This is a genomic window from Pseudonocardia cypriaca (genome assembly GCF_006717045.1).
Classification (GTDB): Bacteria; Actinomycetota; Actinomycetes; order Mycobacteriales; family Pseudonocardiaceae; genus Pseudonocardia; species Pseudonocardia cypriaca.
This window is the reverse complement of the sequence record NZ_VFPH01000001.1, coordinates 3,154,954-3,178,199: the sequence shown is the minus strand read 5'-3', so window position 1 is coordinate 3,178,199 and position 23,246 is coordinate 3,154,954. Positions and strand designations below refer to the sequence as shown.

At 73.2% G+C, this 23,246-nt stretch carries 24 protein-coding genes; 14 read left to right on the top strand and 10 right to left on the bottom strand.

Translation table 11 applies throughout. From position 1 onward, the window contains the following. The first annotated feature begins 329 nt into the window (after window positions 1-329). The gene (locus FB388_RS15135; RefSeq protein ID WP_142101422.1) at window positions 330-1,640 is read left to right on the top strand and encodes a C40 family peptidase; all 1,311 of its coding nucleotides are present in this window, start codon (window positions 330-332) and stop codon (window positions 1,638-1,640) included. A 29-nt stretch (window positions 1,641-1,669) separates the two neighbouring features. Here the strand turns inward: FB388_RS15135 and FB388_RS15130 are convergent, their stop codons facing one another. Beyond that, window positions 1,670-2,362 carry a hypothetical protein gene (locus tag FB388_RS15130; RefSeq protein ID WP_142101420.1) on the bottom strand — a complete coding sequence of 231 codons (693 nt, stop codon included), beginning with the start codon at window positions 2,360-2,362 and terminating at the stop codon, window positions 1,670-1,672. Between the two features lie 215 nt (window positions 2,363-2,577). Next, a complete protein-coding gene (locus FB388_RS15125) occupies window positions 2,578-3,492 on the bottom strand; it encodes an arginase family protein (RefSeq protein WP_170225617.1) in 915 nt (304 codons plus the stop codon). 149 nt (window positions 3,493-3,641) lie between these two features. Here FB388_RS15125 and FB388_RS15120 point away from each other — a divergent pair, with 149 nt between their 5' ends. The 4 genes from FB388_RS15120 to FB388_RS15105 all read left to right on the top strand — a co-directional run bounded on the left by FB388_RS15120 (window position 3,642) and on the right by FB388_RS15105 (window position 7,067). Beyond that, window positions 3,642-4,679: an AAA family ATPase gene (locus FB388_RS15120; protein WP_142101417.1), complete on the top strand. Its 1,038-nt coding sequence runs from the start codon at window positions 3,642-3,644 to the stop codon at window positions 4,677-4,679. Window positions 4,680-4,792: 113 nt separating this feature from the next. After that, window positions 4,793-5,671 (top strand): DUF58 domain-containing protein, encoded by an 879-nt coding sequence (locus FB388_RS15115; RefSeq protein ID WP_142103156.1) that lies wholly within the window; start codon window positions 4,793-4,795, stop codon window positions 5,669-5,671. Then, entirely contained in the window at window positions 5,672-6,658 is a 987-nt protein-coding gene (locus FB388_RS15110; protein ID WP_142101415.1) for a VWA domain-containing protein, read from the top strand. A 205-nt stretch (window positions 6,659-6,863) separates the two neighbouring features. Then, entirely contained in the window at window positions 6,864-7,067 is a 204-nt protein-coding gene (locus tag FB388_RS15105; protein WP_142101412.1) for a cold-shock protein, read from the top strand. A gap of 49 nt (window positions 7,068-7,116) precedes the next feature. Here FB388_RS15105 and FB388_RS15100 read toward each other — a convergent pair whose 3' ends face one another. Next, on the bottom strand, window positions 7,117-7,818 hold the full coding sequence (locus tag FB388_RS15100) for a TetR/AcrR family transcriptional regulator (protein WP_142101410.1): 702 nt from the start codon (window positions 7,816-7,818) through the stop codon (window positions 7,117-7,119). Window positions 7,819-7,893: 75 nt separating this feature from the next. Here FB388_RS15100 and FB388_RS39940 point away from each other — a divergent pair, with 75 nt between their 5' ends. The 7 genes from FB388_RS39940 to FB388_RS15070 all read left to right on the top strand — a co-directional run bounded on the left by FB388_RS39940 (window position 7,894) and on the right by FB388_RS15070 (window position 13,365). Further along, the gene (locus FB388_RS39940) at window positions 7,894-8,160 is read left to right on the top strand and encodes a hypothetical protein (RefSeq protein WP_211361928.1); all 267 of its coding nucleotides are present in this window, start codon (window positions 7,894-7,896) and stop codon (window positions 8,158-8,160) included. Then, window positions 8,043-9,113, top strand: coding sequence for an RNA polymerase sigma factor (locus tag FB388_RS15095; protein ID WP_425468561.1), 1,071 nt, complete (start codon window positions 8,043-8,045; stop codon window positions 9,111-9,113). Before FB388_RS39940 ends, FB388_RS15095 begins: the two co-directional genes overlap by 118 nt. A 50-nt stretch (window positions 9,114-9,163) precedes the next feature. Continuing rightward, entirely contained in the window at window positions 9,164-9,874 is a 711-nt protein-coding gene (fabG, locus tag FB388_RS15090; RefSeq protein ID WP_142101406.1) for a 3-oxoacyl-ACP reductase FabG, read from the top strand. Window positions 9,875-9,902: 28 nt separating this feature from the next. Then, window positions 9,903-10,679, top strand: a complete 777-nt coding sequence (gene fabI / locus FB388_RS15085) for an enoyl-ACP reductase FabI (protein ID WP_142101404.1) — start codon at window positions 9,903-9,905, stop codon at window positions 10,677-10,679. 7 nt (window positions 10,680-10,686) lie between these two features. Beyond that, on the top strand, window positions 10,687-11,721 hold the full coding sequence (locus FB388_RS15080) for a ferrochelatase (protein ID WP_142101402.1): 1,035 nt from the start codon (window positions 10,687-10,689) through the stop codon (window positions 11,719-11,721). Between the two features lie 25 nt (window positions 11,722-11,746). Next, window positions 11,747-12,547 carry a class I SAM-dependent methyltransferase gene (locus FB388_RS15075; protein ID WP_142101400.1) on the top strand — a complete coding sequence of 267 codons (801 nt, stop codon included), beginning with the start codon at window positions 11,747-11,749 and terminating at the stop codon, window positions 12,545-12,547. Window positions 12,548-12,645: 98 nt separating this feature from the next. Beyond that, a complete protein-coding gene (locus tag FB388_RS15070) occupies window positions 12,646-13,365 on the top strand; it encodes a class I SAM-dependent methyltransferase (RefSeq protein ID WP_211362065.1) in 720 nt (239 codons plus the stop codon). Here FB388_RS15070 and FB388_RS15065 read toward each other — a convergent pair. The 7 genes from FB388_RS15065 to FB388_RS15035 form a co-directional block, all read right to left on the bottom strand. Beyond that, window positions 13,334-14,347 (bottom strand): LLM class F420-dependent oxidoreductase, encoded by a 1,014-nt coding sequence (locus FB388_RS15065; RefSeq protein WP_246121949.1) that lies wholly within the window; start codon window positions 14,345-14,347, stop codon window positions 13,334-13,336. The genes FB388_RS15070 and FB388_RS15065 overlap by 32 nt on opposite strands. Continuing rightward, complete coding sequence (locus FB388_RS15060) at window positions 14,344-16,089, bottom strand: sensor histidine kinase (RefSeq protein WP_142101396.1); 1,746 nt, start codon at window positions 16,087-16,089, stop codon at window positions 14,344-14,346. The genes FB388_RS15065 and FB388_RS15060 overlap by 4 nt, the downstream gene beginning before the upstream one ends. A gap of 81 nt (window positions 16,090-16,170) precedes the next feature. Beyond that, the gene (locus FB388_RS15055; protein ID WP_342787906.1) at window positions 16,171-16,374 is read right to left on the bottom strand and encodes a DUF397 domain-containing protein; all 204 of its coding nucleotides are present in this window, start codon (window positions 16,372-16,374) and stop codon (window positions 16,171-16,173) included. Then, window positions 16,367-17,236 carry a helix-turn-helix domain-containing protein gene (locus FB388_RS15050; protein ID WP_142101392.1) on the bottom strand — a complete coding sequence of 290 codons (870 nt, stop codon included), beginning with the start codon at window positions 17,234-17,236 and terminating at the stop codon, window positions 16,367-16,369. Before FB388_RS15050 ends, FB388_RS15055 begins: the two co-directional genes overlap by 8 nt. A gap of 372 nt (window positions 17,237-17,608) precedes the next feature. Beyond that, entirely contained in the window at window positions 17,609-18,829 is a 1,221-nt protein-coding gene (locus FB388_RS15045) for a tyrosine-type recombinase/integrase (protein WP_142101390.1), read from the bottom strand. A 25-nt stretch (window positions 18,830-18,854) separates the two neighbouring features. Further along, window positions 18,855-19,319, bottom strand: a complete 465-nt coding sequence (locus FB388_RS15040; protein ID WP_211361926.1) for a nitroreductase/quinone reductase family protein — start codon at window positions 19,317-19,319, stop codon at window positions 18,855-18,857. A 75-nt stretch (window positions 19,320-19,394) separates the two neighbouring features. Further along, a complete protein-coding gene (locus tag FB388_RS15035) occupies window positions 19,395-20,474 on the bottom strand; it encodes a helix-turn-helix domain-containing protein (protein ID WP_142101388.1) in 1,080 nt (359 codons plus the stop codon). A gap of 143 nt (window positions 20,475-20,617) precedes the next feature. Here FB388_RS15035 and FB388_RS15030 point away from each other — a divergent pair, with 143 nt between their 5' ends. Both FB388_RS15030 and FB388_RS15025 read left to right on the top strand, forming a co-directional pair. Beyond that, complete coding sequence (locus tag FB388_RS15030; protein ID WP_142101386.1) at window positions 20,618-22,039, top strand: FAD/NAD(P)-binding protein; 1,422 nt, start codon at window positions 20,618-20,620, stop codon at window positions 22,037-22,039. A 131-nt stretch (window positions 22,040-22,170) separates the two neighbouring features. After that, window positions 22,171-23,238, top strand: a complete 1,068-nt coding sequence (locus FB388_RS15025) for a coiled-coil domain-containing protein (RefSeq protein WP_142101384.1) — start codon at window positions 22,171-22,173, stop codon at window positions 23,236-23,238. Window positions 23,239-23,246 lie beyond the last annotated feature (8 nt).

Sequence of the window (23,246 nt, the reverse complement as noted above, 5' to 3'; positions counted from 1 at the left end):
CGGCCGCCGCATTCGCGCTGGCTGTGCCGATGATTCGGTCGCTGCGCTCCCTCATGAGTGAACAGTCCTCCTGGCGTGGTGGGCGCTCTGGTTCGGGTTGCCCGGAGTCTCGCGCACCGACACCTCCGCGGTACGACAGGCCCCGCACCCCAAACAGTACGCTTGTCCTGCTATCGCGTCGAGCCCCGCTCCCCGTACACCGATGTGGTGGAAGTTGCGCCCGTTGCGGGTGTGGCGCCGGGTGCATCCGCGGTGGAAATGGCACAGTGCGAGCGCTCGCAGAGATCACTTACACGACGATCACTGGCGCGACGGAGGAGGTCGGTCTCGTGCGGCTCGTGCGGAATCGACGCACGCTCGTGCTGGCCCTGCTGGTGGCCGTACTGGGTGGAGCGCTGAGCGGAACGGGCACGGCGCTGGCCCAGCCGGCACCACCGCCGAACCCCAGCGACGACGACCTGCGGCACAGCCGGGAGGCCGTGAACGCGCGTGCCGGTGACGTCGCACGGCTGACGGCCGAGCTCGCCGAGCTCGACAGCATGACCGACGATCTGCAGGCGGCGCTCGCGGCGCAGCGCGAGACCGCCGAGGCGGCGCTCGTGGACCTGCAGGCCGCGCAGGACGCCGCGGCGGCGGCGAAGAGGCGGGCCGAGGCGGCGCGGATCGAGACGCAGGCCGCTACGGTCGCGATCGACCAGGCGCGGTCCCGGCTCGACGAGATCGTGTCCAGCACCTACTTGCAGGGGCTCGACGCGGGGCCGCTCGGGCTGATCACCGACGCCACGAGCCCCGAGGACCTGCTGGCGCGCGCCGAGTACACCGACCTGGTCGCGCGCACCCAGCTTCAGGCCCAGGAGGGTCTGGAACGCGCGCGCGTCGACAAGGCCAACGCCGACTCCTCCGCACGGGCGGCCCTGGACGGTGCGAAGAAGGCCGAGGCCGCGGCCAGGGCGGCCAAGGCGGTTGCGGACGAGGCGGTTGCGGTCGCCCAGGCGGCCGCCCGCGCCCAGGCGGAGCAGCTGGCCCAGGTGGCGGCGCAGCGGGCGGGCGTGCAGCGGCAGCTCGACGCGGCGCAGTCGGCCGACGCGGGCCTGCGCGCGCAACGCCAGCGGTTCGACGACTGGCAGCGGCGGATGGCGGAGGAGCGCGCGGCGCGGGAGCGGGCCGAGCGGGACGCCGCCGCTGCGCGTGTGGCCGTCGAGGGGCGCGCGGACAGCCTGCGGGGCGGTGCCGCGGTGCGGCGCGTGATCGACCGGGCGATGTCGCAGATCGGGGTGCAGTACGTGTGGGGCGGCGGCAACGGCCGCGGCCCGAGCACCGGTATCCCCGACGCGTTCGGGTCGCCGCTCAACCGCGTCGGCTTCGACTGCTCCGGCCTGATGCAGTACGCCTTCAGTGGCGTCGGGATCTCCCTGCCGCGGGTGAGCCGCAACCAGTTCCACGCAGGTGACCGGGTGCCGGTCTCCGATGTGCGCCCGGGCGACCTGATCTTCTACCAGAACCCGGGCGCCCCGATCCACCACGTCGCGATGTACGTCGGCAACGGCCGGATGATCGAGGCGCCCTACACCGGCGGGAACGTGCGCGTGGTCCCGATGCGCACGAGAGGGCTGCTGCCCCAGGCGGCGCGCGTGCTCTGAGCCCGGCCGCCTGCGCCCTGGCGGCGTTCCTACTGGTTCCGCAGGTGCTCGAGCGCCGCTTGCCGGGCGGCCTTGTCCGGCTGCGGGGCGACGTAGTCGTGGGCGGCCATGTGTGCGAGGAAGTCCGGCTCGGGCGCGATCCGGTGCGTCTGCACGTAGTAGCGCAGCCCGTCGCTCCAGATCCACTCGCCGTCGGTCATCGTGGACAGCGGGACCGCCTCGCCGCGGGTCGGGTCGAGGCGGTCGCGGTCCAGGCCGGAGATGCGCACGATGATCGTGCCTGAGCGGAGGAAATCCACGATCCCGGCCAGCTCGGCAGGGTCGGTGATGCGTGGCCGGCCAGGGTCGAAGGTCCAATCGTCGTTGGTGTCCTTGCCGTCGAAGAGCCGGGCGATCCGGATGGCCGGTCCCCGGACCGTGAGCGCCGCGAGGGTCCCCTCGGGGTCGTCGATGTAGCTGTAGTCCGGGTTGGGGCGGGTGAACTGCGCCAGCACGGCAGCCAGGGCGTCCCGCTCTGCCGGGGTGACCGGGAGCCGGCCCTTGACGAGGTAAGCGCACAAGCCCTCGACCAGCTCGCCCCACTCGCCGACACCGCTGAACTCCCTCGACCATCTGAGCTGCTGCTCGGTGAGCCGGTCGGCGAACAGGTCGATCAGTGCCCGGGAGTCGAGGTGCAGGCGGTGGAGGCGCCGTTTAGCAGCGTCGTCCAGGTCTCGGCGCATGTCGGTTCCCCCCGTTTCGGGCCGCCCTGATGCTCTCATAGGTCAATGAATCATTGACGCCTTCCGATCGTCCGCCTTTCGTTGACCATCCGCCGCTGACGCGGCGATGGGCATCGAGGCGCCCTACACCGGCGGGAACGTGCGCGTGGTCCCGATGCGCACGAGAGGGCTGCTGCCCCAGGCGGCGCGCGTGCTCTCAGCAGGCGGGCCGTCCGTCACCGCCCTGCGAGGCCGCGCGTGATCGCGCCGGTGACGGTGTCGAGGTAGCGGGTGAGCTGGTGGCCGGTGGGGTCGTAGCTGGGGTTGACCTCCGTCAGGACGACGGCGGCGAGCGTCGGTGCGCCGCACAGGACGGCCAGCACCTCGCCTGCCGCGGCGAGGGAGATCCCGGTGCCGTAGTGGGGGAAGTTGGCCAGCGGCAGGTCCCGGGAGTCCACGGCGTCCACGTCGAAGTGGACGACCAGGCTCGACGTGTGTCGCCGCAGCGCGTTCAGTGCTGCCCGCGCGCAGCCGGCGGGATCGGCGCGGACCTGGTGGTCGGCGAACCGGACCAGGTCGGGCCGGTTGTGCAGCACGTCGGCCTTGAACGTCTCGGGATCGGTCTCGTCGTAGCCGATGAGGGCGAGCCGCTCGTCGGTCAGCATCGGCGGACCGGCGCCCAGGCGGGCCAGCTCGGTGTCGGCGAGGCCGAGCAGGTGGGCGATGCCCATGGCGTCGAGCACGCCGCTCCCGGTCGTCTCCGGGGTGGCCAGGTCGGCGTCGCCGTCGAGGTAGAGGAGGCCGACGGTGCGGTCCCGGCGCTGGGCGCCCGCGACGACGCCGAGGGTGATGGTGCAGTCGCCGCCCAGCACCAGCGGTAGCGCGTGCTGGGCCAGCACCGCGTCGACGACGTCGGCCACGGCCCGCGCGACGCGGGCGACCGCGCTCAGGTTGCGGGCCGTGGAGCCCATCTCGTCGGCGGTGAAGACCTCGTGGAGGAGATCGCCACGGTCCTCGACGGTCACGCCTGCGGCCCGTAGCCGCTCGACGAACCCGCCGGCTCGCAAGGCCGCAGGGGCCTGGTCCTGGCCCGCGTGGTGCGTACCCGCACTGCTGGCCACTCCGATCACGACCACCTGAGCATCCGGCATGCGTGCCATCCTCTCTCATGTCAATGAATCATTGACGCCTTCCGATCGTCCACCTTTCGTTGACCATCCGCCGCTGGCGCGGCGATGGGCAACGGCGGCGGAAGCGCCGGTTCACCGGCGTCTCACGGCCCGCAGGGTGGGATGGGCCCGTGAGCGTGCAGGAGTCCGTCCCGAGCCCGGCGAGCGAAGGGGAGCGCCTGGAGCGCGTCGTCTTCGAGATCAAGCGCGTGATCGTCGGTCAGGACCGGTTGGTCGAGCGGATGCTCGTCGGCCTCCTGGCCCGCGGCCACCTCCTCCTGGAGGGAGTGCCGGGCGTCGCGAAGACCCTTGCGGTCGAGACGGTCGCGAAGGTCGTGGGAGGCACGTTCTCGCGCCTGCAGTTCACCCCGGACCTGGTGCCCGCCGACATCCTCGGCACCCGCATCTACCGGCAGGGGCGCGAGGAGTTCGACGTCGAGCTCGGCCCGGTGGTGGCCAACTTCGTGCTGGCCGACGAGATCAACCGCGCCCCGGCGAAGGTGCAGTCGGCGATGCTCGAGGTGATGGCCGAGCGGCACCTGTCGATCGGCGGCCAGACGTTCCCGATGCCCGACCCGTTCCTGGTGCTCGCCACGCAGAACCCCATCGAGAACGAGGGCGTGTACCCGCTGCCCGAGGCGCAGCGCGACCGGTTCCTCTTCAAGATCATCGTCGAGTACCCGGGCGTCGAGGAGGAGCGGGAGATCGTCTACCGGATGGGCGCCGAGCCGCCCGTCGCCCAGCAGGTGATCGACCCCGTAGAGCTCACGCGGCTGCAGAAGGTGGCCACCCGGGTGTTCGTGCACCACGCGCTCGTCGACTACGTGGTGCGCCTCGTGGTCGCCACCCGCACGCCGGGGGAGCACGGCCTGTCCGACATCGCCAACTGGGTGTCCTACGGTGCGTCGCCGCGCGCCACGCTCGGCATCGTGGCGGCGGCGCGCGCGCTCGCGTTGATCCGCGGCCGCGACTACGTGCTGCCGCAGGACGTGCTCGACGTGGGGCCCGACGTGCTGCGCCACCGGCTCGTGCTGTCCTACGACGCGGTCGCCGACCAGGTGCCGATGGATCACATCATCTCCCGGGTGCTCGCCACGGTGCCGCTGCCGCAGGTCACCGCCCGGCCGCAGAGCGGCCCCGCGCCGTATCCGGCGGGCAGCTCGGCGTGAGCCGGCCCGACGTCCGCGAGAACGGCCCTCCCGAGGGTGGTGACACCGAAGGGGGTTCCGGGCCGGGGCGCCGCCACGCGCCTTCGGCCCCACCCTCCTTCCGCGAGGGCCGGATGGAGGCCGCGCTGCGCACGCTGGAGCTCACCGTGCGCGGCCGACTGGACGGGCTGCTGCAGGGCAACCACCTCGGGCTGGTGCCAGGACCGGGCAGCGAGCCCGGCGAGTCGCGGCTCTACGTGCCGGGCGACGACGTCCGGCACATGGACTGGGCGGCCACCGCCCGCACCACGTCGCCGCACGTGCGCGAGACGATGGCCGACCGCGAGCTGGAGACGTGGGTCGTGATGGACCTGTCCGCCAGCCTCGACTTCGGCACCGCCACCTGCGAGAAGCGCGATCTCGCGATCGCGGCGCTCGGCGCCGTCACCCACCTCACCCGCGGCGGCGGCAACCGGATCGGTGTGCTCGTCGCCACGGGGGAGAAGCTCGTCCGCATCCCGGCTCGCGGTGGCCTGGCCCACGCCCAGGGCATGTTGCGGCGCGTAGCGACCACCCCGCGTGCGCCCGAGGGCACCCGCGGCGACCTCGCGGCGGCCGTCGAGCAGCTGCGCCGCCCGCCGCGTCGCCGCGGGCTCGCGGTCGTGATCTCCGACTTCCTCGGCGAGCCGGACTGGGAGCGCCCGCTGCGGGCGCTGTCGGCACGGCACGAGCTGCTCGCCGTCGAGGTGCTCGACCCGCGGGAGCTGGAGCTGCCCGACGTCGGCACCGTCGTACTGGCCGACCCGGAGTCCGGGCGGCAGCGGGAGGTGACGATCACGCCGTTGCTGGCGCGCGAGTTCTCGGCCGCTGCGGCCGAGCACCGGGAGCAGGTCGCGGCCGCGCTGCGCCGGTGCGGGGCGGCGCACCTCACGCTGCGCACCGACTCGGACTGGATCGCCGACGTCGTGCGATTCGTCCTCGCGCGCAAGCGCGCATGGTCGGGAGGGCGGTAGATGTTCTCGCACCCGTGGTGGCTGCTGCTGCTCGTCGTCGTGGCGGTGCTGCTGGTCGGCTACGTGCTGCTGCTGCGCAGGCGCCGCCGCGACACGATCCGCTTCACCAACCTGGATCTGCTGGACCGGGTCGCCCCGAAGCGGCCGGGCTGGTACCGGCACCTCCCCGCGGCCGCGCTCGTCGCCGCGCTCGCCGTGCTCACCATCGCGCTGGCCGGCCCGCAGGCGGAGGCACGGGTGCCGCGCAACCGGGCCACCGTCGTGCTGGTCGTGGACGTGTCGCTGTCGATGCAGGCCACCGACGTGGAGCCGAACCGGTTGGCGGCCGCGCAGGTCGCCGCCAAGGCGTTCGCCGAACAGCTGACGCCCGGGATCAACCTGGGCCTCGTGTCGTTCGCCGGCACGGCCGCGGTGCTGGTGTCGCCCACCGTCGACCGGGAGCCGGTCAAGCGGGCGGTCGACGGGCTGAAGCTGTCGGAGTCGACCGCCACCGGTGAGGCGATCTTCGCGGCGATCCAGTCGGTGGAGACGTTCTCGCAGGCCATCGCGGGGGCCGGGGCGGACGGGCCGCCGCCGGCACGGATCGTGCTGATGAGCGACGGCAAGCAGACCGTTCCCGGTGGCGTGATGCCCGAGGAGGAGCCGCGCGGGGCGTTCACCGCGGCACGCGCGGCCGCGGAGGCCGGGATCCCGGTGTCCACGATCTCCTTCGGCACCGACTACGGCACGATCGAGATCAACCCGGGGGAGCGCACGCCCGTGGCCGTCGACGACGCGTCGATGCGCCAGATCGCCGAACTGTCCGGTGGCCAGTTCTTCACGGCGGCCAGCGAGAGCGAGCTGCGGCAGGTGTACGCCGATCTGTCGGACCAGATCGGCTACGAGGTCCGGCGGGTCGACGTCAGCAGGCCGTGGCTGGCAGGGGGCGCGTTGCTCCTGGTGGTGGGCCTCGGTGCCGGCATCGCCCTGGGACGCCGGCTGCCCTGACGGCGTGTCGCGGGCACTCGGTGGAACATGTCCGGGGCTTCCATGGTTGACTACAACAGGTCGTTCGGTTTCCGTGTTCGTGTCTTACGCACGCAGGGATCTGACTCGAGGCGATGGGATGCGGCGTCACAAGGACGCCGCCCTCTCACCACCGAGCTCGGCCGGGCTCGCACGTGGCGGGCCCCTCAACCTGCGAGGAGCAGAAATGGCACAGGGAACTGTGAAGTGGTTCAACGGCGAGAAGGGCTTCGGCTTCATCGCCACCGACGGCGGCGGCGCTGACGTCTTCGTGCACTACTCGGAGATCAACGCCGGCGGCTTCCGCAGCCTCGAAGAGGGACAGCGCGTGGAGTTCGAGGTCGGCCAGGGCGCGAAGGGCCCGCAGGCCACCGGCGTGCGCGTCATCTGATTCACCTGCTCTGACCGGAGCCCGTCCCCGTCTCGGGGGCGGGCTCCTGTCATTGCGGACGTTCGGTGTTCGCGTCCAGCTGGCGGCGCAGCCCGCCGATCACCACGTCGAGGCCCTCGTCGAGCTCCTGCAGCCCGTCGTAGGCGGCGAGCTCGGCGGCGAGTGAGCGGATCCGGGGGAACTCCCGCACGGGGAGCCGGTGGAGCCCGAGCCGGAGCAGGTCGTCGGTCTCGTCGGGGTCGTGCACGCGCTCCTGCAGCTCGTTGAGCACGTGGCCCTGCAGGAATCCCGTGTAGAGCCGGTAGGCGTGCAGGGCGCCGCGCCGGTCGAAGCCCGCACTTATGAGGAGTTCGAGCAGCTGCTCCAGCGGGCGCAGCGTGCCGAGCGGGCGCAGTGCGAGTGGGGTGGCGAGCGGCCGGGTGACCAGCAGCGGCACGACGTGGGGGTGGGAGAGCGCGATGTTGCGGAAGCTGCGCGCGGTTGCCCGCAGCACCTCCTCCCAGCTCGCGCCGTCGGTGACGGGGATGCGCAGCTCGCCGAGTACGAGCTCGACGACGCCGTCGAGCAGCTCCTCCTTGCTCGACGCGAACCGGTAGAGGCGCATCGGGTCGCGGTCGAGCGCCTTGCCGATGCGGCGCATCGACAGGGCGTCCACGCCGTCGGCGTCGATGAGCCGCAACGCGGTGGTGAGTACCTCGTCGCGCGTCAGCGCCGGTCGCCGTCGGACACGACCGTGTGTGTCGGTGGTCATCTCACCCCCGTGCGTTGAGGAACCTGGCGCTACAGCGTAGCGTCTCTGGTGTAGCGCTACGATCAGGAGACGCGCGTGCAGCTTCCCGAGGACGTCATCGAGTCCTTCGCCTCGCTCGACAGCGCGCGGCTCACGAGGATGGACGAGCGTGCTCGAGTGGAGCAGCTCGAGGCCCGCCAGGCGCTCCTGGACTACGTCGAGGCGCTCTGGCAGGACGTGCGGCGATCCGGCGAGAAGCCCGATGTGGGCGACAAGTACCACGCGCTCGCGCTCTTCCGGGAGATGACCCGGTCGATGACCGCGGTCGCGTTCGACGCGGTCTACAACCGGCAGACACCGTGACCGGCGCCCTGTCCAGCAGGCCCGCCGAGTCCCGGGCGGCCGTTGATCCGGTCCGCGCCTACCTCCAGAGCATCGGCCGGGTCGCCCTGTTGACGGCCGCGGAGGAGGTCGAGCTCGCCAAGCGGATCGAGGTCGGGCTCTACGCCACCCAGCGGCTCGACCACCCGGACGGCCACCTCGAGAGCGTGCCGGTCTCGCAGCGCGACCTGCAGTGGCTCGCCCGCGACGGGGACCGCGCGAGGATCAACCTGCTGGAGGCGAACCTGCGGCTGGTGGTGTCGGTGGCCAAGCGGTACGCCGGGCGCGGCATGGCCTTCCTCGACCTCGTCCAGGAGGGCAACATCGGCCTGATCCGCGCGGTCGAGAAGTTCGACTACGCCAAGGGCTACAAGTTCTCCACCTACGCCACCTGGTGGATCCGCCAGGCGATCAGCCGCGCCATGGCCGACAAGCGCCGCACCATCCGCCTGCCGACGCACGTCGCCGAGCTGGTGATGAAGCTCGAGCGGCAGCGCCGCGTGCTGCTCGTCCAGCTGGGGCGCGAGCCCACCGCCGCCGACCTGGCCGCAGACCTGGGGATGACGCCGGAGCAGGTCGAGGAGATGCAGCGGCTCGCGCGGGACCCGGTCTCCCTCGACGCCACCATCGGGCCCGACGGCAGTGCGTCGATCGGCGACCTGATCGAGGACACCGCGGCCGTCGTCGCCGCGGACGCCGCGATCGAGGTCCTGCTCCAGGACGAGATCAGGGCGGTACTCACGACGCTGACCGACCGGGAGGCCAGCATCGTCCGCCTCCGGTTCGGTCTCACGGGCGGTCGGCCCCACACCCTCGACGAGATCAGCCGCGTCCACGGCGTCACCCGTGAGCGGATCCGGCAGATCGAGGCCAGGACGATGACGAAGCTGCGCCATCCGTCCCGCGCGCGCAGCCTGCGCGACTACCTGATCTGAGCGGCGAGGCGGGGTCGCTCCGGTGCGGGCGCGCCCCATAGGGTGGGCGCGTGGGACGCAGCGTGCTGGTGACCGGAGGCAACCGCGGGATCGGGCTGGCGATCGCGAAGGCGTTCGCGGCGCAGGGGGACCAGGTGGCGGTGACCCACCGCAGCGGCGCCGACGGGTTGCCCGGGGAGCTGCTGCCGGTGCAGTGCGACGTCACCGACACCGAAGCGGTCGATGCGGCGTTCAAGGAGGTCGAGGAGAAGCACGGGCCCGTCCAGGTCCTCGTCTCCAACGCCGGCATGAACGACGACACGCTGCTCATGCGCATGAGCGAGGACTCCTTCACCCGCGTCATCGACGCCAACCTCACCGCCGCGTACCGCGTGGCCAAGCGCGCCTCCCGGGGCATGCTCAGGGCCAAGTCCGGACGCATGATCTTCATCTCGAGCGTCGTCGGCCTCACCGGCTCCGCGGGCCAGGTGAACTACGCCGCGTCGAAGGCCGGTCTCGTCGGCCTCGCCCGCTCGATCGCCCGTGAGCTGGGCTCGCGCGGCATCACCGCGAACGTCGTGGCGCCCGGCTTCGTCGACACCGACATGACCCGCGCCCTGCCCGATGCCCGCCGGGCCGAGATCCTCGGCCAGGTGCCGCTCGGCCGGTACGCGAGCGCCGACGAGATCGCCTCCGCCGTCACGTGGCTGGGCTCGGACGGCGCCGGGTACGTCACGGGGGCGGTCATCCCCGTCGACGGCGGCCTCGGCATGGGCCACTGACCCGACACCATCTACCTGGAAGGCTTCCATGGGACTGCTCGACGGCAAGCGCCTGCTCATCACCGGTGTGATCACCGACGCCTCACTGGGCTTCCACGTCGCGAAGGTGGCGCAGGAGCAGGGCGCGCAGGTGGTGCTCACCGGGTTCGGCCGGCTCAAGCTCGTCGAACGGATCGCGCAGCGGCTGCCGCAGGCGGCGCCGGTCGTCGAGCTGGACGTGGCCAACCAGGAGCACCTCGACACCCTCGTCGACCGCGTGTCCCCGCACCTTGGCGACGACCCGAAGCTCGACGGGGTGCTGCACTCGATCGGCTTCGCGCCTGCGTCCTGCCTGGGTGACGGTGCGTTCCTCAACGCGCCGTGGGAGGACGTGGCGCAGACGATCCAGGTGAGTGCCTACTCGTTCAAGTCGCTGTCCACCGCGCTGCTGCCGCTGCTCGGCCCGGGCAGCTCCATCGTGGGCATGGACTTCGACAACCGCCAGGCCTGGCCTGCCTACGACTGGATGGGCGTGGCGAAGTCGACCCTGGAGTCGGTCACCCGCTACCTGGCCCGCGACCTCGGCCCGAAGGGCATCCGGGTCAACCTGTGCGCCGCGGGGCCGGTGCGGACGATGGCGGCGAAGTCGATCCCCGGCTTCGCCGCGTTCGAGGACGCGTGGGACGGCCGTGCGCCGCTCGGCTGGGACGTCAACGACCCGGTGCCGGTGGCGAAGACCGTCTGCGCGCTGCTCTCGGACTGGATGCCGGCCACCACCGGCTCGATGGTGTGGGCCGACGGCGGCTTCCACGCCATAGGTGTCTAATGCGTCTGTGAGCGAGTTCGACGCCCTGCTGGTGCTGTCGTTCGGCGGCCCGGAGGGGCCGGCCGACGTGCGCCCCTTCCTCGAGAACGTCGTCCGCGGGCGCGGCGTGCCGGCCGAGCGCCTCGACGCCGTCGAGGAGCACTACCAGCACTTCGGCGGCGTCAGCCCGCTGAACGCGCGCAACCGGGAGATCATCTCGGCGGTCCGGGAGCGCATCGAGCTGCCCGTGTACTTCGGCAACCGCAACTGGTACCCGATGGTCGAGGACACGGTCGCGGAGATGGCCCGCGACGGCGTGCGGCGCGGGCTCGTGTTCGCCACCAGTGCCTACGGCGGCTACTCGGCCTGCCGGCAGTACCAGGAGGACATCGCCCGCGCCCGCAAGGCGGTGGGGGAGCGCGCCCCCGAGCTGGTGAAGCTCCGCCACTTCTTCGACCACCCGCTCTTCGTCGCGGCGAACGCCGACGCGGTGCGTGCCGCGCGGTCGACGCTGCCCGAGGACCAGCGGGACGCCGCACGGATCGTGTTCACGGCCCACTCGGTGCCCGTCGCCGCCGACGCCGCGGCCGGGCCGCCGGATGAAGGCGGCCACCGGTACTCGCGGCAGATCGCGGAGGCCTCGCGGCTGGTCGCCGCGAAGCTGGGCGTCTCCGAGTACGACGTCGTGTGGCAGTCGCGCTCGGGGCCGCCGCAGGTGCCGTGGCTGGAGCCGGACATCGTCGACCACATCGACGCCCTGCACGCCCGTGGCGTGCACGCGGTGGTGGTGGCGCCGATCGGGTTCGTGTCCGACCACGTCGAGGTGATCTGGGACCTCGACACGGAGGCCCGCGAGCGCGCCGAGGAGCTGGGCATGGGGTTCGCCCGCGCCGCGACGGCCGGGCCGGACCCGCGGTTCGCCGACATGGTGGCCGAGCTCGTGGCCGAGCACCTGCACGACGCCGCCCCGCTGTCGCTCGGCGACGTGCCGGCCGGGGGCTGCACCGTGAACGGCACCCCGTGTGCCGTGGATTGCTGTCGGCCGGCCGGCCGCCCACGATAAATCCTCTCGTGGTTATATAGCTCGCATGGAATGTTCTGTGTGGGCGGTCGGTGACTACGCGAGCTGGGGGGACCGGTTCTCCGAGGTCGGTACGAACCTCGTCGCCGTGGTCGGAGTGGAGGGGCTCGACGTCCTGGACGTCGCCACCGGGCACGGTCCGACGGCCATCGCCGCCGCGCGCGCCGGGGGTCGCGTCACCGGGCTCGATCTCACTCCCGAGCTGCTGGCGATCGCCCGTCGCCGCGGGGACGCGGCTGGGGTGCGCATCGAATGGGTCGAGGCGGACATGACCGCGATGCCGTTCCCCGACCGGTCCTTCGACCGGGTGCTCTCGACCTTCGGTGCGATGGCCGCACCCGATCAGCGGGCCATGGCCGCCGAGCTCGTGAGGGTCTGCCGTCCCGGCGGGGCGATCGCGTCGACGGCGTGGAGCCCGGACTCGGTGTACTCGAAGATCGGTGGAATCGTCTTCGGACTCCTGGCCGTGGACGAAGAGCCCAACCATCAGGCCAACGAGGAGCCCGGCCCGATGCCGACCGACTGGGCCGACCCGGACGCCGTCCGGTCGATCTTCGCCGATCTCCCGGTCTCCGTGGAGACGACCGCCTGCACGGTCACCGTCCGCTGGCCGTCGGCCGACGCCCTGCTCGACGCGCTGCCGGAGTTCGGCCCGCTCGCATGGGCGGTGGAGGAGCTGCGCACCGATGGCAGGTGGGACGCCGCCCGCAGGGCGCTCACGGAGATGCTCGTCGCCGAGTCGTCATCGGACGCCGAGCTGGTGATCGACGTCCCGTACGTGCTGACCCTGGCGACGCTGCACGGATAGCGCGCCGATGTCCCCGGCGCGCACGCCCCGGGATGCGGTAGGGATGCCGCGTGCACCGAACGTTCGACGATCTCGTTGCCGAGGCCGAGGCGGCCCCGATGGAGGGCTGGGACTTCTCCTGGCTCGACGGACGTGCCACCGAGGAACGACCGCCGTGGGGTTACCAGCGTCTGCTGGCGAAGCGGCTGCCGCGGGTGTCGGCCGCCCTCGACGTGCAGACCGGCGGTGGGGAGGTGCTCGCCGGGGTGCCCGCGTACCCGCCGCTGATGGTGGCCACGGAGTCGTGGCCACCGAACGTCGCGCACGCCACGCAGCTGCTGCACCCGCGCGGCGTGGCGGTGGTCGCCGACCCCGACGAGCCGCCGCTCCCGTTCGGCGCCGCCGCGTTCGACCTGGTGACCAGCCGCCACCCCGTCACGGTGTGGTGGGAGGAGATCGCTCGCGTGCTCCGGCCCGGCGGGAGCTACCTCGCCCAGCACGTCGGGCCGGCGAGCGTGTTCGAACTGGTCGAGTACTTCCTCGGGCCGCTGCCCGAGAAGATCCGCAACGGCCGCCATCCCGATCGGGCGCGCAGCGACGCCTGCGCTGCCGGCCTGGACGTCGTCGACCTGCGGATCGCGCGCCTGCGCATCGAGTTCCGGGACGTCGGTGCGGTGGCGTGGTTCCTGCGGAAGGTGATCTGGATGGTCCCCGGGTTCACCGTCGAGGCCTACCGCGATCGGCTCCGGGAGCTGCACGAGCTGATCGAGTCCGATGGCCCGTTCGTGGCCCATTCGACCCGGTACCTCATCGAGGCGCGCAAGCCGCGAGAGCGCTGAGGGTCCGCTCCCCGCCGGGGTCACCTGCCGTGGCGGGGACGAGCGCCACCTCGTCCAGGCCTGCGTCGGCGTAGGCGGCGAGCCGCTCGCGCACCGAGGCGAGGTCGCCGACCAGTCCGATCCGGTCCGCGGCGGCCGAGGGGATCGCGGCGACCAGCTCGTCACGGGTGGCGCCGACCTCGGCCATCTGCACCGCCTCGCCGAGGCCCGCGGCGGCGAACATCTCCCCGTACCCGGCCACCTCGAGGTAGCCGACCAGGCTCTGCAGCACCTGCGTCCGGGCTTCCGGGCCGGGGTCGACGGCCGCGGGGAGCCACGCCGCCAGCCGTGGCGCGGGCCGGCCCACCTGCCGGGCTGCGGTGTCGAGCTTGGCGCGGTAGTGCCGGACCTGCTCGGGGGAGACGAGGTCGAGCACCATGCGATCGGCGTGCGCGGCGGCGACTGCGATCGCGCGGTCGCCGAACGCGGCGAGGGTGATCGGCCCGCCGGGCGGGTCGAGACGCAGCCGGTACCCGTGGGTGGAGACGGTCTCCCCCGCGAAGTCGGCGACCTCGCCGCGGAAGAGGGCCCGGAGCGCCTGCGCGCTCTCGGCCATCGTCGTGACGGCGCGCTTGCGGGACCGCCCGTGCATCCGCTCGACGACCCGCACGCTCGACGTCCCGAGCGCGACCCCGACCGGGCGCCCGACGAGCGCGGCGGTCGAGGCGGCGCCGCGGGCGATCGAGGCGGGGTCCCGGACGGAGACGGGGATCGGGCCGACCGTGAGCGCGATCCGCTCCGTCGCCCGGCCGGCCGCGGTGGCCAGCGCGAACGCGTCCCAGACGAAGCCCTCGCCCACCCAGAGGTCTCGGTAGCCGAGCCGGTCGGCCGCCACGGCGGTGCGCAGCTCCTCCTCGGGCGGGACGTCGGGCCGCGACGCGATCACCACGGAGATCTCCATGGCGACGGGCAACGCCACGGCGCCCCCGAGTTGTTCCGTCATGCGGAGACCGCGGGGCCGGCGCCCAGCGGGAACTCGGCGTGCACGGTGGTGCCCGCGTCGGAGGAACTGTGCACCCGGAGCCGGCCGCCCAGCGCCTCGACGCGGTCGCCGAGGCCGATCAGCCCGGTGCCCGCGGAGGCACGGGCGCCGCCGCGGCCGTCGTCGCGCACCCGGACGCGCAGGACGTCGCCGGCTTCCCCGATCTCGACCTCGACGTGGACGGTGGAGGCGTTCGCGTGCTTCGCGGCGTTGGTGAGCGCCTCGGCGACGAGGTAGTAGGCGGCGACCTCGATCGGCTCGGGCAGCCGCTGGTCGGCACGCACGTCCAGCTGGACCGGCACGGGGCACCGGCGGGCCAGTGCCTTCAGCGCGGGCGGCAGGCCACGCTCCGCGAGTACCGCCGGGTGGATGCCGCGGGCCAGCTCACGCAGTTCGTCCACCGCGCTGGTCACGTCGACCACCAGGTCGTCCAGCTGGGTGGCCAGCTCGGGGTTCCCGGGCGGAACCGCCGCCTGCGCCACCTGCAACTGCAGCGCCATGGTGACCAGCCGCTGCTGGGCGCCGTCGTGCAGGTTCCGCTCGATGCGGCGCCGCGCGTCGTCCGCCGCGGCGACGATCCGGGCCCGCGACGCCGTCAGCTGCGCCTGGCTCTCCGCGTTGGCGATGGCGGTGGCGACCAGCTCCGTGAAGGCAGCCAGCCGGGCCTCGGTGTCGGCCGGCAGCGGCTGCTCGCCGGCGGACGAGACCACGATGACGCCCCACAGCCGGCCCTCGACGCTGATCGGCGCGCCGACCGACGAGTGGAGGCCCCATTGCCGGACGATGTCGGCGACCGATCCCGACGTGTCGCCGTAGTCGTCGATCCGCGCGGGCCGCCCCGTCTCGTGGACGAGGGTGGTCACGTTCCGCCCACCGACGCTGGCACGCACGCCGGTCTCCTGGTTGTCGTCGCTCGCGCTCCAGATGCCGACGCCGGTGACGAGGCCGTCGGGCTCGTAGCGGCCCAGCGCGGTGAAGTCGGCGTCCAGCAGCCGGCCGACCTCCTCGCTGACGGCGGCGAACAGCTCCTCGGGTCGGGCCGGCCGCGCCACCAGCGTGGCCACCCGGCGCAGCGCGGCCTGTTCCTCGGCGAACCCGCGCAGTTCCACCCGCGCCTGTGCGTCGGCGATCGCCGTGGCGACCAGCTCGGTGAACGCGGCCAGGCGTGCCTCGTCCTCCGCGGGCCGCGGCTGCTCCGAGGTGGACACCGCCGTCATGACGCCCCACACCCGACCCTCGACCTTGATCGGCACCCCGACCGCGGCCCGGATGCCCCAGGCGCGGGCGAGCTCGGCCGCTGGACCCGACGCGCCGGCGTAGTCGTCGATCCGCGCCGGTCGGCCCGTCTCCAACACGACGGTGGACAGGTTCGACCCCCCGAGGGGCACTCGCTCACCGACGGCGACGGGCCCAGGTGCGCCGGTGCTGGTCCACGCGCCGATGATGGTCCCGACGCCGTTGGGGCCGTATCGGATCATGCTCGTGTGGTCGGAGCCGAGCACCCGGCCGGCCTCCGCGGTGACGGCGGCGAACACGTCCTCCGGGGCGGCTCCGCGGGCGACCAGCGTGGCGACCCGCCGCAGCGCGGCCTGCTCCTCGGCGAGAGAGCCCGGCCAGCGGCGTGCACGCGCTGCCCAACGGCCAGCCACGAACCCGCTCGCCCCGGAGATCAGCAGGGCGGCCAGTGCTCGCGCTCCGGTCATCGCCCCCGCCGCCTCCTCCTCGGGCGCCCCAGGACATGAGGCTAGCCGGGAACGATCGCCGTGGACACCTGCGCGACAGCCTCAGTGGTGCCGGTCGAACTCGCCCTCACGCACGCCGGTGAGGAACTCCGCCCAGGCGGCGACGGGGTAGCGGTGCGGGGTCAGGGTGCGGTCCTTCGTGTCGCGCACGGCCACCGCGGTGGGCAGGAACGCGACCTCGACGCAACTTCCACCGTTGCCGCCGCTGAAGCTGCTCGTGAACCAGCGGAGCTCGTCGTCACCCACGGCCACTCCTTCTGATGAACTCACCCCCGGCCAGCCGGCGAACCAACGCCAGGGACGCGGTCGGGTCGAGCGCATCGGACAGCAGACGCTCGAACGTGAGCCTAGCCCGCGTGACGTCGCCGGCCTTGTCGAGACTCAGCGCGCCGAGGGTGTGCTCGACGTAGGCCATGTCGGGCTCGTCGAGGTCCTCGAAGTTGAGGATCATGAAACCGGACGGCATGGCGGCGTGCGCGCCCACGGCGGTCGGCAGAACGTGCAATGCCACCGTATCCAGCTCCGCGAGTTCCGCGATGTGGCCGAGCTGCTCCTGCTGAACTTCGGCGCCACCCACCGGGCGGTGCAGAGCCGGCTCGTCGATCACAACGATGACGTTCAGAGGATTGTCGGCGGCGGTGAGCCGCCGCTGGCGATAGATCCGCGCCGCGACCTCGTTCTCCAACTGCTCCACCGTGCGCTGCAGCGGGACGGCGCGCATGAGGGCCCGGGCGTAGTCGGCGGTCTGCAGGATCCCGGGAACGTAGGAAACCGTGAACTCGTGGAGTCGGCTCGCTTCGGTCTCGAAGGCGATGTAACTGTTGTTGCCGAGTCCGTACGCCTGCCACCAGCCTGGCTGGTTGGCTTCCTGGGCCAGTTCGAGCAGTTCCGTCCACCGCAGGCCGCCCACGTCGTAGACGTCGAGCATGCTCTTCACCCAGTGGATGTCGATGACGACCTGGGCGTTCTCGATGCGGCTGAGCTTGCTCACCGAGAAGTGCAGCTTCGGCGCCGCCTCCTCCAGGGTGAGCCCGGCCTGCTCGCGCAGCAGCCGCAGTTGCTTGCCCAGCACCCGACGGCGGACCATCGACCCCTCGTGCCGCGTCACGTGACCCCCCGCTCCGGTTCGCTCACGGATCGTGGCACACGAGAACCCGGGCGCGGGATTCTCGGATCGCCGTTCTCGCGCCGGCGGTCTCGATCTCGCGTCGGCGTCCGGACCCTCTGCACCATGACTTCCGCGGGCCGCCGCCCGGAGACCCTCGCCCAGCGCAACTTCCGCCTGATCGGCGAGGCGGCCGAGATCATCACCGGCTGGCCGCGGGTGCGCGACCGCTTGCGCGCCGTCCACGTCCCCGATGCGGGGGGTAGGTGCCGGGGCTGCACGAGCCAGACCCGCACGGCCCCGGAGTGGCCGTGCGCGCTGGCATTCCTGGCCCGCGGAGGGGCACCCGAAGACTTCACACACCCGGTGCGGACTTCACACAGGGCCCGCCTCCTGTGAAGTCGGGGCCGGCTCTGTGAAGTGGCTCTGGTCCGGGTCGGGAGCTGCGGCGATCGCTGCGGCCACCAGGTCGGCGGCCGTGCTCTCGCGAGTGCGGCGGCCGCGGTCGTAGTGCTGCGTGGTGGCGATGGTGGCGTGGCCGACGTCCGCCTGGACGTGCTGGATGCGGGCGTCCTGCTCCAACGCGATGGTGACGTACGCGTGGCGCAGGGCGTGCGGGTGCACGCGGTCGGCCACGCCGTCGAGGGCCGGGCCGGCGTGGGCGGCGATGCGCCGGAGCAGGGTGTAGAGGTCGACGCGCGAGCACCGGCCGCCGTCGCGGGTGGCGATCATCGGGGTGGCGCCGGAGGTCGTGCGTCCCCGGCGGGCGGGCACGGCCGTGCCCGCGAGGCGGTCCCGCTCGGTCAGGTAGGCCGCGAGGGCCTCGCGCACGAGGTCGGTGACGTACACCTCGCGGTGCAGCCCGCCTTTGCCGAGCACGCGGAGGACGTCGTCGCCGCCGGTGCGGTAGAGGTCGTCCCGGTCGAGGCCGACGACCTCGGAGATCCGCAGCCCGAGCGTCAGCAGCGCGACCACGGCCACCGCGCGCAACGCGTAGAGCCGCGCGAGCCGGGGACTGCGTGAGTACGGCAGCCGCGCCGCGGCCATGAGCAGGGCCTTCAGCTGCTCGGCGGTGAGCCGCACGGTCGGGGAGGCGTCGCGCGCGCTGGACGAGAGACCGAGCCGGGCCCGGTTCAGCGCCGCCGGGTTGGCCGCGACGACGCCAGTCTCGGCGAGGTGGCCGTACAGCGCGGAGAGCGTCGACAGCATCCGCTGCCGGGTGCGCCGCTGCGCGCCGGCCGCGTCGAGGGCGTGCAACCACGCCTTGACGTGGGCGGCGGTCGCGTCGCGGGGGTCGAGTGCGCGGCGGGCGCACCAGCGGAACCAGGCCAGGTCGTGCAGCGGCCCGGGCGCGGCGGCAGGTGGACCGGGGCGGGGCGGGGAGTCCGCCGGGTCGACCCAGGAGATCGGCAGCCCGAGCGCATAGGCGTAGGTGCGGCGGGTGCCCGCGTTCGCGTACTGGGACAGCCAGTCGAGCAGCTGGGCGCGCAGCGCCTCGGGGTCGGCGACGCCGGGCCACGACGACTCGTCCACGGCACGGACGGCGGGGGAGCGGTCACGGGCGGCCTCGAGCACGGCGAGCTGGTCCAGCTCCATCCGCAGGACCGTACGGCACCGCCGATCATCCCTCGGGATCGAGATCGATCCGGACCGTGAGCATGTCGCCGTCGCTCAGCGCGCGCAGCAGCACGCCGTCGAGCCGGTAGCCGGGCCGGCCACGCCCGAGGGCGCGGTGGCGGGCGTCGGCGTCGTCGTCGGGCAGCGGGTGGGCAGTACCCGTCCGCCAGCGGCTGCGCAGCCCGTCGCGCATCCGGGGCGGGCGCGCCTTGATCCGCACCCGCGGATCGGCGCGCAGGTTGCGCACGAACGCGGCTCGCTCGCCGAGCGCCGCGATCAGCCAGAACGTGTCGCCGTCCAGGCCGTTGGCGACGGGGACCCGCCGCGGCCGGCCAGTGCGCCGCCCCATGGTCTCGAGCACCGCGTAGGTCGGCGGCTCGAGCCCACGGGCGATCAGCCAGGCCACGACCGGGTTGAGCAGCTTGTTCTGCAGCGGCAGGATCCGGCGTTCCAGGCGGGGGTTCAACACGGTCGCTCCTCGGTGTGTCGTGCGGGTTCTCCCCGAGGACGAGGCGGAGCGCGCGGGTGTGACAGCCGACCGCCTTCAGGGCCGGGGGTGGCGCTCGGCGAACAGCCGCGCGACCAGCTCACCCCGGCTGGAGACCGCCGTCTTCTCGAAGATCGCCTTGATGTGGTCGCGGACCGTGTGCGGAGAGATGACCAGGCGGGCGGCGATGCCCCCGGTGGGTAGGCCGCGCGCGATCTCCTGGGCGACCTGCAGCTCGCGCGGTGTCAGCTCGTACGCCTCGGCGACGATCATGGCGAGATCGGCCGCGGACGCGGGCTCGATCACCAGTGCGATGGGGCCGGGCCGGCCGCCGGGGCCGGTGAGGGCGGAGGCGTGACAGGCCAGCCACCGGCCCTCGGCGGTGCGGATGCGCGTGCGAGCCCGGCCGCGGTCGCGGCCGTTCGCGATCGCCCGCGCCTGCAGGGCCGTGCCGATGATGCAGATCGGGATCCGCACGCCGAGCGCGGACGGGATCGACGGACCGGGGGAGAGGCCGGCCAGGTGCTCGCGCGCTTCGTCGTTGATCGACGTCGCCGCGCCGTACTGGTCGAAGATGATCAATCCGGGACCTGGCGCGTCCGGCGGCGACTCGGGCCAGGACGGGCGGGCGAGGCGCCGGAGCCGGGTGGCCAGCGGTCGTGACAGCGAGGCGACGAGATCGACCTCGTCCGCGCTGAAGGCGCGCCCGCTCGTGCGGAACAGGCTCACCACCGCCCAGGAGCGGCCTCCAGCGCGCACCACGCCGCGCAGCTCGTCGTGGACGCCCTGCGGCTGGAGCAACCGCCGGTACCGCGCGGAGCGGGCGGGCAGGTCGCCGGTGACGCCACGAAGCCCGGCCGCGGGGACCTGAGCCACGGCCAGGTCCCGGAACGGGAGGACGTTCTCGTCGAGGAGCTCGCTCTCCCAGTACTCGGCGCAACGCTCGCGATCGCCGAGGCCCTCCACGACCATCGGCGCCGTGACCAGCCCGGTCTCGGGATCGGTGGCCGCCCAGACCGCCGCGTCGTACGGCACCGCGTGCCGAAGACGTGCCGACACCCGGGTGAATACGGCGGCGGCGTCCGTCGCCCGCTCGGCCGCGGCGAGAACCTCCGCCCCGCGGAATCGTCCACCCATCGGTCCCCCCTTGCTCAGCCGGCGTCTGCCAGCGTGCGGGGCAGCCTCTCCCGCGCCAACCCCTCGAACGAGGGGGTCATTCCCCACCGACCACCCGCAGCGGCGGGATGGGGGGACGGCCCGGCGAGGCCGAGCCTCTCGGCATGGACATCGGAATCATCGGAGGCGGCGCGACCGCCGTGGGACTGCTGGACGCGCTCGCGAGGGAAGCGGAAGCGCCGGGGGCGGTGACCGTGTTCGAGCCGTCCCCCCACCTGTGGCGCGGCCGCCCGTACGCGCCGGACCTGGACTCGGTACTGGTCAACTCCCCGCCGGTCATCATGTCCATCCGCGATGGCGACTTCGACCACTACGCCTCGTGGCTGGGTGCAGGGGACGACGCATACGTGGACCCGGGGATCGGCCGACCGCTCGTGCCGCGCGCCCGCTACGGCGAGTACCTGGAGCACACGGCCGAGAAGGCGATCGCGGACCTGCGTGAACGCGGCTGGCAGGTGGACGTCGTCCGAGCGACCGTGGTCGGGGCGGCGCGGACCGCGGGACGGCCGGCGCTGCGCACCGGCGACGGCCGGGAGCACGTCGTCGGCCAGATCGCGCTGTGCGTCGGTGGTGGCACGCCCCCCGACCACTACCGGCTCGAGGGCGCGCCGGGATTCGTCGCCGACCCCTACCCGCTCGCGCGAACCGTGGAAGACGTGCCCCTCGACGGCCACGTCGCCGTGCTGGGTAGCGGCCTGACCGCGGTGGACGTGGTCGTCACGCTCGCCGCGCGGGGCCACACCGGGCGGATCAGCCTGCTTTCGCGGACCGGGATGCTCCCGCACGTGTGGCAACGGCCGACCGCTCACCGGCCGCGACACGTGACCGTCGAGCGGGTCAGGGCGCTGCTGGCACGGGACGGGGAGGTCACCCTCGACCACCTCGCCGGGCTGCTGCGCGAGGAGTTGGCGGACGCGGGCGATGACCTCGGCGCGCTCATCGCCGACCTGCGCGCCGCACCCGCCGAAGACCCGGTGGCCCGCCTGCGGCGCCAGATCGCCGCGATCACCGCCCCCGAGATCGGCCGTCGGGTGCTGCAGACGGCCGCCCACAGCGTCGGCCCGTACGCGTGGCGACTGCTGCCGGAACGGGATCGGGACCGGCTGCGCGCCCAGGCCCGGACCGCGATCAGCGTCGCCTCCCCGATGATCCCGACGAACGCCGTACGGCTGCTGCAGCTGTTCGACTCGGGTCAGCTGGAGCTGCTCGCAGGCGTACGCGACATCGTTCGCGACAACGGACGGTTCACCGTCGAGACCGGCAACGGCGCACGACACGCCGACGTCGTCGTCAACGCGGTGAACCCGGCGCCGCACGCCGTCCCCCCGTCTGCGGCAGGGCTCGTTCACGACCTCGTCGAGTCGGGCTTGGCCGCCCGGCATCCGTCGGGGGGCGTCCTTCCGGCCGACCCACGCATGCACGTCGTGGGCGACCTGGCCGGTGGTGGCCCGTTCATCGCGTCGAGCATCCCGGGCCTCGCCGCCCAGGGGGCCGCCGCCGCTCGCGCGGTCCTCGCAAGTTCCTGATCCCAAGGGGGTCATGCTGCCGAGTCCACCAGCACCAACGAAACAGTCGTTTCGTTGGTTGCTGGTTCGCGATCTAAAACTGTAAGCGGGTTTAAGAGTTAGCGAACGTCGAACTGCTAACCTGCGGAACCATGATCGAAGAGGCCGTACGCTGCGGCTACAGCAAGTGCCGGGCGGAGCTGCCCCCGCCCGGGCCCCAGGGCGGCAGACGCCGTTCCTTCTGCCGCGACACCCGCTGGTCCGGTGGGCGCACCTGCGCCCAGATGGCGCGGGCGGAACGGGACGCGCTCGACGCGCTGGGGCTCGACGCGGGGCGCGCGACGTTCCAGCTGGACGCCGACCGGCTGCGGGAGCACGTCGACGCGCTGCGTGAGCCGGTGGCGGACCTCGCCGAGGCGCTCGAGGCGGTCCGTGCTCGCCTCGACGAGGTGGAGGGCGGCGCGCTCGCCGCCGTCGAGACGGCCAACCGTGGAGCCGCGGAGGCGGAGGCCGCGCGGGTCGAGGCGCAGCAGGCGCGGGAGCGTGCCGAGCGGGACGCCCGGGCGGCGCGCGAGCAGGCCGCGCAGGCGGTCGAGGAGAAGACCGCCGCCGTGGAACGCGCCGCGGCGGCCGCCCGCCAGGCCCTGGAAGCCACCGAGGCGCTCGGCGCCGCCCGTCAGCAGGCGCAGGACGCGATGACCGGCCGCGAGCAGGCGGAGGAACGGGCCCGGGACGCGGAGCGTCGGGCCGCAGAGGCCGAGGCGGCGACCCGGGAGGCAACGGTGCGTGCGGAGCGCGCGGTCACCGAGCGCGACGCGGCCAACTCCCGGGCGCGGGAGCACCGTGCCGAGGCCGACGCATTGCGCGCCGAGCTGGCCACTGCCAGGGCGGAGCTGACCGGTGCAACGGCCGCGCGCGAGGAGGCGCAGCGTGGCCTGGCCGACGCCCAGCGGCTACGCGCCGAGCTGGCGGCCGAACGGGACGAGGCGCTCGCCGCGGTGAGGGCCGAGCGGGATGCTCGGCATCGTCTCGATCAGGAGCTGGCGCGGGCCCGGGAACGGGCCGAGTCGGAGTCGGCGCTGCGCACCCGAGCCGACGCGGAGCTGGACCGGGTGCGCGCTGAGCTGGAAGGTCTGCGGACGCGCGGAACCGAGGAGCTGCGCGCCCTGGTCACCGCGGCGGTCCGAGACGCCGCTCCTCCTGGCCGGTCCGCCTCCTGACCGGGCAT